The 15753-nt window shown below is 37.8% G+C and carries 11 protein-coding genes; 2 read left to right on the plus strand and 9 right to left on the minus strand.

Annotated elements, in window-relative coordinates; all coding sequences use genetic code 11:
• Positions 1-9: 9 nt before the first annotated feature.
• Both MHI33_RS19105 and MHI33_RS19110 read right to left on the minus strand, forming a co-directional pair.
• Positions 10-2118, minus strand: coding sequence for a SpoIID/LytB domain-containing protein (locus MHI33_RS19105; protein ID WP_065097924.1), 2109 nt, complete (start codon positions 2116-2118; stop codon positions 10-12).
• Positions 2119-2142: 24 nt separating this feature from the next.
• On the minus strand, positions 2143-2466 hold the full coding sequence (locus MHI33_RS19110) for a hypothetical protein (RefSeq protein ID WP_003212891.1): 324 nt from the start codon (positions 2464-2466) through the stop codon (positions 2143-2145).
• Positions 2467-2648: 182 nt separating this feature from the next.
• Here MHI33_RS19110 and tagU point away from each other — a divergent pair, with 182 nt between their 5' ends.
• Positions 2649-3569: a polyisoprenyl-teichoic acid--peptidoglycan teichoic acid transferase TagU gene (gene tagU / locus MHI33_RS19115; protein WP_065097923.1), complete on the plus strand. Its 921-nt coding sequence runs from the start codon at positions 2649-2651 to the stop codon at positions 3567-3569.
• An 83-nt stretch (positions 3570-3652) separates the two neighbouring features.
• On the opposite strand, the gene wecB is transcribed toward tagU, so the two are convergent.
• Positions 3653-4792 (minus strand): non-hydrolyzing UDP-N-acetylglucosamine 2-epimerase, encoded by a 1140-nt coding sequence (wecB, locus tag MHI33_RS19120; protein ID WP_106067045.1) that lies wholly within the window; start codon positions 4790-4792, stop codon positions 3653-3655.
• 269 nt (positions 4793-5061) lie between these two features.
• Between wecB and galU the strand changes: the two genes are divergently transcribed.
• Positions 5062-5943, plus strand: a complete 882-nt coding sequence (galU, locus tag MHI33_RS19125; protein ID WP_034660174.1) for a UTP--glucose-1-phosphate uridylyltransferase GalU — start codon at positions 5062-5064, stop codon at positions 5941-5943.
• Between the two features lie 229 nt (positions 5944-6172).
• Here galU and tagH read toward each other — a convergent pair whose 3' ends face one another.
• The 6 genes from tagH to tagD all read right to left on the minus strand — a co-directional run bounded on the left by tagH (position 6173) and on the right by tagD (position 15612).
• The gene (gene tagH, locus MHI33_RS19130) at positions 6173-7780 is read right to left on the minus strand and encodes a teichoic acids export ABC transporter ATP-binding subunit TagH (RefSeq protein WP_340913178.1); all 1608 of its coding nucleotides are present in this window, start codon (positions 7778-7780) and stop codon (positions 6173-6175) included.
• 19 nt (positions 7781-7799) lie between these two features.
• Positions 7800-8627, minus strand: a complete 828-nt coding sequence (locus MHI33_RS19135) for an ABC transporter permease (RefSeq protein WP_065097920.1) — start codon at positions 8625-8627, stop codon at positions 7800-7802.
• 173 nt (positions 8628-8800) lie between these two features.
• Positions 8801-11167, minus strand: a complete 2367-nt coding sequence (locus MHI33_RS19140) for a CDP-glycerol glycerophosphotransferase family protein (protein WP_340913181.1) — start codon at positions 11165-11167, stop codon at positions 8801-8803.
• Positions 11168-11348: 181 nt separating this feature from the next.
• Positions 11349-13610 (minus strand): CDP-glycerol glycerophosphotransferase family protein, encoded by a 2262-nt coding sequence (locus MHI33_RS19145; RefSeq protein ID WP_340913183.1) that lies wholly within the window; start codon positions 13608-13610, stop codon positions 11349-11351.
• A gap of 48 nt (positions 13611-13658) precedes the next feature.
• On the minus strand, positions 13659-15125 hold the full coding sequence (locus MHI33_RS19150) for an alpha-glucosyltransferase N-terminal domain-containing protein (protein WP_340913186.1): 1467 nt from the start codon (positions 15123-15125) through the stop codon (positions 13659-13661).
• Between the two features lie 97 nt (positions 15126-15222).
• Positions 15223-15612, minus strand: coding sequence for a glycerol-3-phosphate cytidylyltransferase (gene tagD, locus MHI33_RS19155; RefSeq protein ID WP_008343212.1), 390 nt, complete (start codon positions 15610-15612; stop codon positions 15223-15225).
• Positions 15613-15753 lie beyond the last annotated feature (141 nt).

A 15753-nucleotide genomic window follows, 5' to 3' on the forward strand; every position in this document is an offset into this window, starting at 1 on the left:
CTCCTCCTGTTAATAGTTTGTTAGATTTGTACCTGGATAGTAGAACGAAAGTATGGAAGAATATGAGTTTCCAGATTCTGCTCTAGCTTTGGCACCGTATTGGCTCATGCCAATGCCGTGACCATACCCTTTTCCTGAAATCGTAAAGTCATTTGTATTGTTTTTGACTGACGCAAATGTGCTTTTCACCTTTGTTGCGCCCATGATGGATCTAAACTCGGTCATCTTCATACTTGCCGTTGTACTTTTGTTTACTGCATATGTGCCTGTTTTATTTTTCAGATGATATGTCAGCTTGATTGATACCGTCTTCGCACGTTGGCCTTTTGTTTTTCCTGAGAACGTCAGGCTTGAGATGGATGCAATCTTCATATCAGATGCAGCTGTTTCTTTGTTTTTGAGCAGCCATGATTTGAGACCAGCAAGATCCGTTGCATTTGTCTCTTTTGCCTTAGACCACTGAGATGCTGCTGTGCTAGCAGTCAATGTTGTGCCTAGCTGTTTTTTAGAGAGTTTTAATGTCCATGCATTGACCGGATCTTTTGTATCCTTTTTGGCCACTAAGTACGGCAGTGCATTTGCCCACACTTCTTCACTTGCCTCTGTATATCCGCCATTACTAGAATAATAGGTGGCTGAAATGAGCTGATTGTTGTATTTCAGTACTTTCCCTTTTGTGGCATCGACAGCTTTTGTCGAATTCGTGTACCAGTTATATCCTCCATATACTTGGAAGGCAGTTGTATCAGGTACGACTTTTCCAATACTTTTCACTGAATACGTTCTAGCGGCCACTGCCTGTGCTTTTAGCGCTTCAACATGCCAGCTTGCAGGCATTTCATTTGGTACCACGCCTTTTAGATAGTCTTCAAATGGAATATTTTCGAGAGTCGGCCTGATATAACCTGATTCAATTGCAAAGTTGACGCTGCCTAGGTAAGGCTTCCCTGCAATTTGAAGGATATTTTTCGTTGAATATTTCTCAGGAACAACTCTTACAGTGTTATACGTCTTTATGCCTTTTAATGAAATTTTTCCGTTAGAAATATTCAATTGGTATGGTGTGTTTGTTTGAAGATAAAATTCATTAGCTAATTTCTTTTGAACCTTTTCCGTTACGGCACCCGTTCCACCAGCTATGTGAAATGAGTATGTTCCTTTTTCTTTGAGAATGTTTTTTACAGGAGTCGTTATATCATCTTTTTTAATTAACACCATAGGGCTATTATTCTTTGCAGCTATTAACGAAAGCGGAATTGCATCTGAAAAGGATGAGCCTCTTGCTAAGTAAATCTTTTTTGCTCCCATATTTAATTTCTTAACTATATTTGCAGCAACATCATATCGAGTCATTCCGTCAATACGTGTAACACTTGATGTTTTTTTGATTTGTTTTTCCACACTTTTACCTACTGCATTCTCTCCACCAATTATCATTACTTTTTTAGGAAGTGAATAATTAGGCAACTTAGATTTAGGTGTGAGTAAGATTGGGTAACCATTCCTAGCCGCATAAGGTGCAATAGCTGCTCCATCTGCAAAAACTCTTCCAGTTACCACAATTGCCTGACTATATGTACCCATTTCCTTAGCAATATTTTTGGAAACATCGTATCGAGTAGCCCCACTAATTCTCTTGATTTTTCCATATTTCTTTAAGGCTGTTTCTGTTTTTGTTGATATAACAGAAGTTCCACCAATAATTAATATATTATCAGGATTCATTTTTTTTATTTGTGATTCTGTCGCCTTAGTTAAAACTGATTTTTCTGTATAAAGAATTGGTGCATTTAATTTATAAGCCAGTGGTGCGACTGAGATAGCATCTGAAAATGCATCTTTATTTACAACAACTATTGTCGCAGGTTTCTTCCAACCATTCGAAGCAATGAAATTAGCAGTATCATATAGAGTCTTACCAGCATATCGTTGTACTGTTGAGACATTGTTACCAACTACTTTATAAGCACCAGTAGTGGATACGCTTAAACTTTTTTGATTACCCACGTAATTTGACAATTTAACTGAAATTACAGAGCTTGACGCAAACATTTGCATTGGTTGAAGAGAGACTGTCAACATAAAAAGTACAATAATTGATAAAATAATTTTCTTCAATTTTGTTCATCCCGCCCATCTTTTTTACTTCTGTTTTTCAATCTTTTGAATTTCCTTTTGACCACTGTCATTGATAAAGTAAGAGATTTCTACTTTGTCTCCTGGTTTGAATTCATTTAACACATCTTTAAAATTATCCGTAAATTCATAGCTTAAGGTCGTATTCACTTTTTTCACTTCGACTGTATGTGCATCAGCCATTCCAATAAATTCAGCTTTTTCTTCCAGCACCTGAGGAGTTGAACTGCTTGTGTTGTTTTCTCCCGAGGACTGCTCAGCCGTTCCACATGCTGTGAGCACGATACCAAGTAGTAGTATTAAGAACGGTAAAACGACGATTTTCTTCATTTTTTTCACCTCATGTCTTTGTATCGTCTTATAACTTAATATTTTAAGGTAAATTTAAGGTTTTTTGAAACCTTTTTTTTGTTGCAACGTCTATATCTAGGTTCAGAGTAAAAAAATAACTTGTTTATCAAGATTCGTAAACCTATAATCATGGAAGAATCATAGAAAAGGTGAGGGACATTATGAGAGCTGAAAGAAAACGAAAGAAGAAAAAGGTTCTTTGGATTGTTTTATCGATTATTGGCTTATTCGTATTAGCAACTGGCGGATATGCATATCATCTTTGGAATACAGCAGCATCAACCGTGGCAGGCATTCAGGAGAATTTAAAGAAGTCAGATAAGCGTGACAAAGATGTCGATTTAAATAAGAAAGACCCGATTTCTATTTTAGTCATGGGTGTTGACGAAAGAAAAAATGACCGAGGCCGTGCGGATACATTAATATACATGACCGTTAACCCAAAAACCAAAACGACTGAGATGGTGAGTATCCCGCGTGATACGTATACGAAAATTGTTGGAAAAGGCACAATGGATAAAATTAACCACTCCTATGCATTCGGCGGCACACAAATGGCAGCTGATACTGTAGAGGAATTGCTTGATGTACCTGTTGATTACTTCGTGAAAGTCAATATGGAAAGCTTTAAGGATATTGTCGATACAGTTGGCGGTATTACAGTGAACAGCACATTTGCTTTCAGCTATGATGGTCATTCATTTGGTACAGGAGAAATTAATCTAAATGGCGATCAAGCCCTTGCCTACACAAGAATGAGAAAACAAGATCCAAAGGGTGACTTCGGACGTCAGCAAAGGCAGCGTCAAGTCATTGAAGGCATCATTGCTAAAGGGGCAAACATTTCATCTATTACGAAGTTCGGCGATATGTTCAAAGTCGTGGAAAACAATATGAAGACCAACATGTCCTTTGATGACATGTGGACGATGATGAATGACTACCGTGACGCAAGACAGCATGTGAAGCAACACGAGCTGAAAGGTACAGGAGCACGCATCAATAATATCTATTATTATCAGCTTGATGATAGCAGTTTGGCTAAAGTGAAGAAGGAATTGAAGGACAGTTTGGAGCAGTAAAAAAAGAAGACTACATGAATGTAGTCTCAGATTGTTGACAAAGGGCTAAAATGGTTTTTATTTTAGCTCTTTGTCTTCTTTTTTTATGATTTAAATGGGGCAGGTTTTTCTTCACTTAATCCAAATCGATGGAGGAGCTCCTCGACAATTCGTCTCGATGCTTGTCCGTCACCATAAGGGTTAGACGCCTTCGACATGCTGTCATACTCCTTCTGATCTACTAGCAGCTCTTTAGCCATTTTGTAAATGGTCTCTTCATCCGTACCTGCAAGCTTAAGTGTGCCGGCTTTCACGCCTTCTGGACGTTCTGTTGTATCACGGAGCACTAAAACTGGCTTCCCTAGAGAAGGCGCCTCCTCTTGTACACCGCCAGAATCCGTTAAGATAAAGTGCGAAGCGGCAGCAAAGTTATGGAAATCAACGACTTCAAGCGGTTCAATTAAGTGTACACGATCGAGACCGCTAAATTCTGTCTGAGCTGCATCACGTACGGCAGGGTTTAAATGAACAGGATAAACGACCTGAACATCTTCAAACTCTTCTACAACACGTCTAATGGCTCTAAACATATTTTTCATCGGCTGGCCGAGATTCTCTCTGCGGTGGGCCGTTAACAAAATCATTTTATCCGTGCCTATTTTCTCTAAAATAGGGTGCTGATAATGCTCGGTAACTGTAGTTTGCAGGGCATCAATCGCTGTATTCCCTGTCACACAAATGGTCTCTTCTTTTTTATTTTCAATTAAAAGATTCTGCTTCGCTTCCTCTGTAGGAGAGAAATGAATATCGGCAATAGTGCCTGTCATTTGACGGTTCAATTCCTCTGGGAAAGGCGAATACTTATTGTGTGTTCTCAATCCTGCTTCGACGTGCCCAACTGAAATTTGGTGATAAAATGCTGCCAAGCTTCCTGCAAAGGTTGTTGTAGTATCTCCATGGACTAGGACAATATCAGGTTTTTCTTCTTGGAATAATTGGTCTAGCTTTAACAGTGCATTTGATGTGATTTCAGATAATGTCTGGCGCTGCTTCATGATGTTTAAATCATGATCTGGCGTAATTGAAAAAGCCTCAAGAACTTGATCAAGCATTTCTCTGTGCTGGGCTGTCACAGTGACAATCGAATTTATCTGTGGATGTTTATTTAATTCAAGGACAAGTGGTGCCATTTTGATCGCTTCAGGTCTAGTACCGAAAATAGTCATTACATTTAGTTTTTTCACTTGTTTAATCCTCTTTCCTAGTATAGTACTTTCAATTATACACAATTTGGAGGATAAATTTAATGGTATAAAAAAAGAAATTTACATTGAATTAACGTTAAATTTCTCTTTCCTTTACATTTAACATATAAAATATGAATTATCTAAAATTCATTTTAGTGAAATTATTTGTCTTTCCTATGATTTGTAAGTTACACTTTAAACAGACGACCAAGAACAAACATTGAGTGATTAAATCGGTTATCTATGTAAGGAAGGTGCAAAGTTCATTGAAAAAAGTACGTAAAGCCATTATACCAGCTGCAGGTCTTGGGACACGTTTCCTCCCTGCAACAAAAGCTATGCCTAAAGAAATGCTGCCAATCGTTGATAAACCAACCATTCAATATATTATTGAAGAAGCTGTTGAATCAGGAATTGAAGACATTATTATCGTCACTGGAAAAGGAAAAAGAGCCATTGAGGATCATTTTGATTTTGCACCAGAGCTAGAGCGCAACCTAGAGGAAAAAGGGAAGAGCGAGCTTCTAGAAAAGGTGAGAAAATCCTCTAACATTGCTGACATTCATTACATACGTCAAAAGGAACCTAAAGGACTTGGACACGCTGTTTGGTGCGCACGCAATTTTATCGGTGACGAGCCATTCGCCGTTTTATTAGGTGATGATATTGTTCAAGCCGAAACACCTGGGCTTCGCCAGCTGATGGATGAATACGAAAAGACCCTTTCATCTGTGATCGGTGTTCAGCAGGTAGCAGACAGCGATACGCATCGCTACGGGATCATCGACCCTCTTACACAAGAAGGACGCCGCTACCAAGTGAAAAACTTTGTGGAAAAGCCGCCGCAAGGTACAGCACCATCCAATCTAGCCATCTTAGGACGTTACATTTTCACGCCAGAGATCTTTATGTACCTTGATCAGCAAGAAATTGGTGCAGGCGGGGAAATTCAACTGACAGATGCCATCCAAAAGCTGAATGATATCCAGCGTGTATTCGCCTATGATTTCGAAGGAAAACGATACGATGTTGGTGAGAAGCAAGGCTTCATCGAGACGACTCTCGAGTTTGCCCTTCAAGATGAGGATCTGAAAAAGAAACTCATTCCATTTATGAAACAGCTTCTCGAAAAAGAAGAAGTGAATTAAAAAAAGCTGCCGGAATCGGTAGCTTCAGATTGTTGACAAAGGGCTAAAATGATCTTTATTTTAGCCCTTTGTCTTCTTTTCAGCTCAGCGTGATAGAAAACCTTTGAAGTCTAGGAAGGACGAGTACTGGAGCGGAGCGAATTTGACATTCGTGAGCACCAGCACGCAGGACTGACACCGAATGCGAGGGTTTGTCTACATGCTGAAAGCTGCCGGAATCGGCAGCTTTTTATTTCATCACTGAAATCGTCAGTGTATGCTCTTCATTATCAATGACAAACAGATTGCTTTCGCCCTTTACTACGAATTTTGTTTGTTTCTCATTCATCCAAACCTTCTGTTCTGTCAGTCCAAGTGTCGAAGGAGAGATCGGCATCACCTCATGAAAGACAATAGCATTTGCTTGACCATTTTGAATGACATAGTCAGTTTTCTCTGTGGTCAATCGCTCAATCGTACCGCCTTGATCACTTTTGATCGAGCTCAGCGTTTGCATTTTTTGCTTAAGCACAGATTCCTCTTTTCCAAGGAAAGAAAGTAAATACTCATACGAGCCAGCAGATGCGGGCGATACATACGAGTTGAACTGTCCAGGTCCAATGGATAAAGACTTTAATTCCTCTGCAGGTTGAAGCCCTTCAGGTTTGACAAAATACGTCTCTGATGCTGTTTTGATTTGAACGGTTTGTTTATTTTCAGCGACAGCTTGTATCTCTTGCCCGAATGGCAAAGTGACACCTGCCTTCTTTTTCATGGCTTGATCTTTGTACACCGTGAGTGGATCTGCCGTGACAAGCGTCTGTCGATCCACCTTTTTCAAATCAGGCGCCCCTTTCGTTAGCGGGTTCTTTGTTGACTGAGGCGATTCTGTCTTATCTGCTTGGATGGCGCCAAACGTCGCCAGTGTACGAAGCGGACGATCCGAAAACATCGATAAGGCAAGTAAAATCGTTAAAACAGCTATTATCGTCACTTGAAAGGCTGGCCCAAAAAAGGAACGTCGTTTTCCGTTCTCATCATATCGAGACACCTTCTCTGTCTTTTTTTGTACGCCTTTGCGACCTTCTTTGTGTTTCAATTGATATTCTTTTTTTTCTTTTTTAGAAAGCTTGTTAAACCATTCAACAAACTCCTTATACTCTTTCACGACCTTCTTCGTCTCATCAAACATACGAAGCTCACCATAATGCATCCAAGCCACTCGGTCACAGATTTTTTGAATTTGGCTAATGGAATGGCTGACAAAAAAGATCGTCTTCCCTTGTTCCTTAAATTCTGTGATTCGATCCACGCATTTTTGATAGAAGGTTTGGTCACCAACAGACAACGCTTCATCAATAATCAAGATATCTGGATCGATATGCGCTGAAATGGCGAAGCCAAGACGTGACTTCATTCCGCTTGAATAGCTTTTCACAGGCTGATCAATAAAGTCACCAATATCCGCAAACTCTACGATTTTTTCATATAGTTCGTCTATCTCTTTATTCGTCAGCCCCATCATCAAGCACTTGAGGCGAATGTTGTCTTTCCCGCTTAATTGGTTGTTTAGCCCTGCCGCAATGGCAATTAACGAAGGCTGGCCGTCCATATCAACTTCACCACTTGTCGGTGGAATGATTTTCGCAAGAAGATTCGACATCGTTGATTTTCCAGATCCGTTGATCCCTACAAAACCAATCGTCTCGCCTTCATATACATCAAAGGACACATCACGAACAGCAAAGAAACCTTTTTCATTTTTATTAGGAAAAAACAGCCCTTTAATCTTATCTGACTGCTTTTTATATAGGACGTATTGCTTGGATACGTTTCGAAACGAAACCTTTAGTTTCATCGTATAATCTCCTTACTTTTTAAAGAAAATCGACAAATTTATCCCTAAATTTCATATGAAGCAATGAACCGACTGTTAAAAGAAGAAGCGTGATCAGCCAAAAATAAAGCGTATATTTCACATCATGGAAGAACCATTCTCCCTTTAACAAGCTATTTCTAAAACCATCAATAATGTAGAAAAGTGGATTCAATTTTAGTATATCCCCGATCCATGCTTTGTCTCCAGTGAGCTTCTCTGAGATATTCCAAAAAATCGGCAGCAAAAAGAAAAGTAAACGTGTCACTGATTGTAAAAGAAATTGATAGTCTCTCACGAGTACGCTAATCGTGGAATTAAACAAACTAAACGAAAACATAAACGCGATCATACAAATAAAATAGTATATATATTGTAGCCAGTGCGCATCAGGATATATGCCATAGGAAATCAGCACAATCAGATAGACACCCATCATGACAAAGTAGCTGAACAAATTGGACATAATCACTACAGACGGCAACGCACTAATCGGGAAATTCATTTTCGATACCATATTAATGCGTTTAAACACACTGTTTGATCCATCAAGTATCGTCGGACTAATGAAGAACCAAGGGATTAATCCAGCAAGCATCCAAATGATAAATGGAACTTCCATCCCTCCAATGACAATTGGCTGCCCTCCGCGAATTCCCAGACCAAAAACAAACCAGTAAGCCAGCATTTGAATCAATGGATTTAAAAACTGCCATAAAACACCTAAATAATTCATCTGATATTTTGATTTTGTTTCATAAACAGCAAGTCGCATAATCAGCGGAAATGAGCTAATTTGCTCCTTTAATATCGTCAACATTGCGTTCATTCTAATCTTCCTTAGATATAAGTTTTTGGGATTACTTTTTTAAAAAGCACCGCTCATAATTGTAACAGATAACGATGCACATTTCATCTTATAACAAAAGTCATGCACGTCAAACTAGAAGACAAAAACCCCCTGAATCCTTTCAATCGTTGATTCAGGGGGGTCATCACATATTAGATAATTTGGTGCTCTTTTAAGAAATCCGTAATTCTTTTCGTATTCTGATTATCGTTAAAGCTGTTGATTTTCAGATATTTTTCTTTATATTCATCTTCCACAACATACTGACGATCGATCGCATGTTTCACGATTCGAATCAGCTCTTGTGTATTATATGCTATCGGTCCTGGTGCATTTTCATCATTTACAGGAGGAATCGCTTTATACTGTCTAATCAAGTAATCTTTTTCTTCCCAATAAAAAATAGGATAGGCACCTCTATATTGTGCATCATAAATAGCAGATGAATAATCAGTAATAAACACTTTTGACACTTTTAGCGCTTCCGATGGGTTATCAGAAATAATATGTTTATACTGAGGCAGATTTTGATAAACGTACTGTGAAAATTTGTTATGCGGTACAATTAACAGACGATCAAGAAGACCTGCTTCTTCAAAGCTTTTGATGATTTTGATTAGAACTCTATAGTAAGATGTTTCTTCAATTCTATTCGTATAAATAAGTCCCTCTTCCCAATATCGGTAAGTTGGCATAAAGGCGATCTTATCTGCACCGTCTACTAATTTGGCATGATCAAAGGTTGCCAGACCTGTCAAAATCAAATCCTCACGATCATAGTTCATTTTATAAAATTCACCGGCCTCTAATTCAGAGCTGATGACTGATTTATAAATATTGTATTGATTCTTGTCTTTATGAAACCCAAAGGCCATTGGATTATCAACTGGTTTAGCAAACATAATGCCATGCTGTAAAAAGACGAGTGGGACACTCATGATTCTCTCTCTGAGATGGTCAATATACAACCTATCATTTAGAACATGGTTAGATAATTCACTTGATATAAAATAACTGGCATTAAATATACTTAAATAATGTCTGAGACTATATTTCGGTATGATACCCTTTCCATATTTCGTTTTCAATGCTGGATATGCGCTTGATTTCTTATTAAGAATAAAGTAATTTTTTGAGTCTGTTTGACAATTTTCCTGTACATAGTCATACACTCTAATAGCTGATTCATCTGCTTTATCACTCTTTTTCTCAAAAAACAAATTCACACGATACTTTTTGTCTTTATAGAATGATGATAGGATACTCGCTATTTTTATTTTCACTTTACTAAATAAAGAATATTCCTGTGAATAAGGAATAATGGTTGATGTCACATTTCCAAATAGATTGGTTCTTAGGACTTGCAGCTTGTCCCCATTCTTTTTCGTGATATATGTTTTGACCTTCTTATCCTTCTTTTTCAACCTTAAACTATGGATAATTCGGTGATCATTTCCTACAAACAAGTTATTGTGGATTCTGCTGTCTAAATCAAGATCATTTAACGAGATTTTAAAGAAACCATATCTTTTCAAGAATTTAATCTTTCTAAATGGTCTTATAAATTTCGCCAGCTGATGCTCAGAGTTTCTAATGTAAAGATATTCATATTTTTGGTCTGAATTATACGCATAATGCGTCAATCTTCCAAAAACATAAAAACTATTAAACAAACTAAAGATGCGTAATCTCGACGTATGTTTAGTAACGAGATATGGGTTTCCTCTCACTAAGTATACGCCATTCGTTCTGACATAGATGTAATATCTTTGCTTATTAATCACTAAGATATTAAGAATATTGTCATCTTTGAACTGGTCTAAGGTATCTTTACCAAAAACTTTTAGCGGCTGATATCTAGGAACGAGTCTAAAGTTGACGATTTTCTTTTGATCCGTCACTTTATTTAAAATTTTGATTTGATTACGATTATTCACAGTCACTTCAATATCTTTATGTTCCTGCATCACATCAAACAAAATTTTCCTTACATTTAGTTCTTTATTCTGACAGTCATAGGTAATCACAAAGTGGAAAGCACTGTATTGAATAAAGGAGATATCCTCAAATCGTCTATCTGCCTCTTCGATGGGCAAATCTATTTTATAATTACGATTGATCTCATCTACATTCAGCAGCCCTGAAAATAATAACAATTCCTTTTCGCCGCTGTATAAGCCGTAGCGATCTAACCCTAATTGCTTGACATAAATATCCTCAAATTGATTGTTAATTTCAATAGGAAGTACTTGATCTGATTGGATCATGTCTGAGCATTCTTTGACAATATACAGGTTATGATCCTTTGCATAGAGATAGATCATTTCATTAGAATTGTCTATTGTGGATTCAAAAATCATCTGATCCTTTACATCAATTTCACAAATCCACTTTGACTCATTTACATTTAACTCTTTAAATTCAAAAGTGCACAACTTCTCTATGTTATCAATATATATAACTAACTTATGTTCATCTAAATTAAGAATTTCTATAAAATTATGATAAAGTTTGTACATTGAAGCACCTCTATATTATTTTCAGCAAATTTACATTACCGGATAATCTTATCTAAATTTAGCATGTTTACTGTTAAAATTCTATGTTTTTTTATTTTTACCACAACTTTTAAATATGTGTACATTGGAATAAAAAACACAAAAAAGTACCGTTCAAAGGTGAAGAACGGTACTTTTTAAACTATTTTTCAGAAAACACTACTTCCACCACACGCTTCGAAGACTCTCCGCTCTCTAAATAGCAGAATTTTTCATAAAACGGTGCGAATGAAGCTGGCAAAGAAAAGGTTGGCTGTTCTGTTTCTCTTACCCAGTCAATGACGCTCGCTGTTTCTTTCACAAGAGGTCCAGGTGCTTCTTGTTCAAAGTCAAAGTAGAAGCCTCTCAGCTTGTCACGATATGTTTCGATGTCTGGCACATAGAATAGCATCGGACGTTTGAGGTTTGCATAATCAAAGAATACAGATGAGTAGTCAGTGATGAGCAGATCAGAAATCATATAAAGATCTCTAATATCTTCGTAATGAGAGAAGTCATAGGCAAAGCCTTCATATGGTCCTAAATCAAAGTTTTCAGCGACTAGATAGTGCATACGCAGAATGATAATATATTCATCTCCGATAGCGGCTCTCAGCTCATGCAAATCAAGGTCTAAATCAAATTTGTACTGCCCTTTTTTATAAAATTGATCGTCTCTCCATGTCGGAGCATATAAGATTAATTTTTTATCAAGCGGCAGGTTCATTTTTTGTTTGAGTGCTCTCATCGTTTCTTCATTGTTTTGATTGTGAAGGAAGTCATTTCTCGGATATCCTGACTCAATCATGGTCTTTTGAAATTGGAAGGCACGTGTAAAGATTTCAGTCGAGTAAGCATTTGGAGAAATGAGGTAATCCCAATTCGACGCTTCCTTCGTGAAATTCTTTTTGTATTTTTTCGTGTTTGTTCCAGGCATATGCACCTCGTCCATATCCATCGCCAGTCGTTTTAACGGCGTACCGTGCCATGTCTGCAAGTATGTTGTATGCTCTGGTTTTGGAATCCACAGCGGCAAACGGCTGTTGACGACCCAATACTCAGCTCTTGCCATCGCAAAAATCCATTTCAATGACAGACGATTGATATAGTAAATATCCTTTTCCTTAAACGGTGCTTCGTGCCCTTTTTTCACGCTCCAGATCAATGTATATTCAGGATGATTTTCTTTCATATACTCATAGATCCCACGCGGGTTACAGCTAAATTGTTTTCCATTAAAGCTTTCAAACATAACGGTTTTCTTTTTCACAGACAGCTTGCTCGCCAGCTGAAAGGTCGTTTGGAAGGTACTTGTCACAAGGCGGTTACGGACTTTTTTTATTTTGCCGATTTGCTTTTTGAACTTCTTCCACTTGCTTTTGACATAGTACTTCGCACGTGTTTTCATTGTATAATCATTAATTCGAATGCCAAGCGTTTGTCTTTTTTTCTTTCGATACACCTCATATCGAATCGGTACATCATTTCTTTTATGAATTTGAACAAGTCCTTTGAGTTTGTTCGAGCGATCTCCAAGGACTAAAGAAGTGGTCGTTAAAGTCTCCTCTACTCCACCTACATCGCAAATAAATTCAAAATAGAAGCGATATACAAAACGTTTGTTTAACGAATAGGTCAATTCCTCTAAAGGAACTTCTGCTAGAAATTGATAAAGCTGAGGTACCTGTTGATCATCACGGTATTTGACCACTTCCTCTTTTATTGGAGTCATATTTACCGGAAAACGATGCTCAATTGGCTCTTCGCCATTTCTCTTCACTAGAAGCTTTACTTCCTTGATCTCATAAGGATGCTCTGCACTGAGAATGCCTGCATAACCAGATAAAGATAACGTACAATCTTTGTTGAGCTCGATATGATTGAATTTCACAACCTTTAGCTCACGCTTGATTTTAAACGATGCATTTCCTTTATCCGTACGATATGGGATGACATTCAGCATCGCGCCTTTATTTTCTAAAAAAGTCAGCTCTGGCTTCTCTATTTCCATTTTTAAACGGCGTTTATAGTATGGCGACTTCTCTTCTACTTCGGCATTATCCGTTTCTTTAAGTTCTTCTTCCTCTTCTTCCGAATCAGAATCATAGGCCGAGTCCTCAAGCTCGTCCTCATCCTCTTCTTTGTTTGCACTCAGATAGTCCGTCACATACAGGTTGTATGTCTGACCTTGCTCTAATGCAAGCGGAAGCGATGATTCACTCAATACCAATTTGAATAGATTGTCTTCTTGATGAACAAGCGGAAGGAAAAGCTCTTGTTTGGATACTCTTTCCCTCATAAACAAATAAAATTCTCTATCTGTTAATGGCATGTCATCGTCGATGCGAATAAGCATTTCTAGTTGCTCATGATGATTTTTTAACCCTTCAACGACACTCTTCTTATGAATTCCCTCTTCAATCATTAATCGTTAATCTCCTCTGTTCAGAAATCTTACCGCTTTGTTGTCACATTATTTTACTTTCCAAGAATAGTTTCCTTGTTTCGTTTGATACGACCACCCATCGATTGACGATGGTTTATTGGTGAGCAGCTCTTCCTCTACTTCTAGACGCTGCAAAACTTCCTGAAGTTCTTCTGTTTTAAAACGAATGTAAAAATCAACGTATTTTGTTTGATTGATTTCAATATTTTTCTTTGTTTGAAAATGCCCAATTGGGAAGCTGACTTGATGGTTTTCATCGATTGTTTGAGATATGATTTCAGCTCCATTCACTCGATCATATCCTGCGAAATCGATTTGCACATGATCCGCATGACTCATTTCGTCCTTCAGCTCAAGCTGAAGATGAAGAACATGATGTTCAGCGCTTAGATCACGCAAAACCCATTTCATGCGGTCCACGATCCTTCTCAGTTCATCTTTACGCTCACGATTTTCGAGCATATGATGAAGTGTTGTATTCCAAAGAGACATTTCATCAGAAGGCACAAGATAAAAATAGGCTTGTTCTCCCAATACCTTCTCAACATCTACCTTATGCTTAGTATCTCCAAAGAAGACGGCATCCACTTGCTGTTTTCTTATTTGTTTAAATAATTCTTCGTAATGAGAATAGAGTTGATGCGGATCTTCTTCATAATGAGCGTCATGTACAAATGCAGCATAATACGTTGTTTCAGGCTGATCGATTTTAAACAGGTGACGGTCTTGATCCCGGTCTTCTGTAATCATCAGTTTCAAACGGTCATTTTGTGTTTGAATACTAGATAACCATCGTTGCTTTATATCTGTCTTCTTTGTAAAAGTTTGAATTCCTGTTTTTTTATACCAATTAATATGCCGAACTGGATTCTTTTTTGTATCTCCAGGGTAGATGATCTCCATATAGATATTGCCATCGTCATTGATTAGTTCTTCCAAGTATAGGGCACCTGTATGAGGAACAAAGCTTTGTACTCTGCACAAAACGCCCTGCCAATTGTACTCTTCCCTCTTTACTAATTGCTGCTCTTCATTATATTGATCAATATAACAAATAGGGGAAGATGGCAGTTCATATCTCGTCACCTGAACTGTTGATTCTTCTACTGGCATCACTGCTTCATTGATCGATTGAAAAGATGTACCGATGATAAATTCCGAGTAACGCCTTTTACTTCCGCTTTCCGGTAGAATATAGTGCTCAAATACATTCAAGATATCAACTTGGTGCAGAAGGGTCTCCTCCAAGCTATGAATATGTTCTTTCACATTTGCATCATAATTCAAAGTTAAAATGGCATTACGTTTATGTTTGTCAGCCAATGGCTTTAATCTCGCTTTTAAAGACTTCGTTAAGCGCTCATCCTGTTTTGGTACATCACCCATGATAAAGTAGTAGTCCATATCAGGCATGTCAACTGATGTCATTGTTTCATGTTGTTCAGGTTGATCCAATGTGTGTTCAACTTTTTTCTTCATCCAATTTTGAAACAAAGGAAGCTCTCCTTAAAAATAATGATAACTTGCTCATTGTATTTTACATGAAAAAGCACTTCTCACCAAAAGATAAGAAGTACTTTTTTTCGATCTATTAAAGTCCAGCAATTTCTTCCTTAATTTGTGTGGTCGAGATGCCTTCTGTTCTTTTCAAGTACACGACTTCGCAATGCTCTTTTAAGAAATCGAATTTACCTTCCCAGTCATCTCCCATGACAAACACATCAATATCGTGCTCTTGCACGTCACGGACTTTTTGATCCCAGCTATTTTCTGGAATGACTTCATCTACATAACGAATCGTTTCAAGAATGAGCTTTCGATGCTCGTAGCTGTGATAAGCCTTTTTTGATTTTTGTAAGTTAAACTCATCTGTCGAAATGGCCACCACTAAGTAATCTCCAAGCTGCTTTGCACGTTCGAGCAGCTTAATATGCCCCCAGTGTAATAAATCAAATGTACCGTAAGTAATAACTTTCTTCATTGCAAACATGAACTCCTTTCTTCATTCCTTATTCAACTGCTTTCATGCAGTAATGTTTATCCGTAATCCTATAATCTTCGTTCGTGTTTTTTCGCTCTTCGGAACCTCATTATATCACAGCGCCCATCAAACGTTAAGCAG

This window comes from Bacillus sp. FSL K6-2971 (genome assembly GCF_038006405.1).
GTDB classification, from domain to species: Bacteria; Bacillota; Bacilli; order Bacillales; family Bacillaceae; genus Bacillus; species Bacillus pumilus.